This window comes from Vibrio sp. 10N.222.49.C9, assembly GCF_041474985.1.
Classification (GTDB): domain Bacteria; phylum Pseudomonadota; class Gammaproteobacteria; order Enterobacterales; family Vibrionaceae; genus Vibrio; species Vibrio crassostreae_C.
In genome coordinates this window covers 1-395 of the sequence record NZ_JBFRVD010001472.1, presented here as the reverse complement: position 1 = coordinate 395, position 395 = coordinate 1, and the positions used below count along the sequence as shown (strand labels likewise).

The 395-nt window shown below is 44.8% G+C and carries 1 protein-coding gene; it reads right to left on the bottom strand.

From position 1 onward, the window contains the following. A partial coding sequence (locus AB4585_RS28815; RefSeq protein ID WP_372172208.1) for a hypothetical protein occupies positions 1 to 395 on the bottom strand: 395 nt, incomplete at both ends.

Sequence of the window (395 nt, the reverse complement as noted above, 5' to 3'; positions counted from 1 at the left end):
ATTTGGTATTACTGCATTAGTCGCTTCATGCGAGGAATTCGTTGGCTGTACCGATAATGGCGCCATTAACAATTCTTTAGGAATTGCTATCGCCGTACGAAGTTGATTTGAATCTATAACGCTACCGGCTAGAAAATCGGTTTGCGTGCTTCTGCAAAGAGTTTGTGATTGAGTATGAACCCTTGGCGGAGACCAGTATTTACCAGCAGCCAGACGAACAGTTTGAACCATTAATCCGAGAACATGTTGCTCGACTTGTTGACTACCTTTTGTCGCGCCCTTGATCCCCTCTCTACAAAACCACAAGTAGTTGCTGCACCTCTCAGTCCAAAATGGTGGCGCTGTCGTCTGACTAGGCATCTCATCAATAAAGATTTGAATGGCTTCGTATAGAG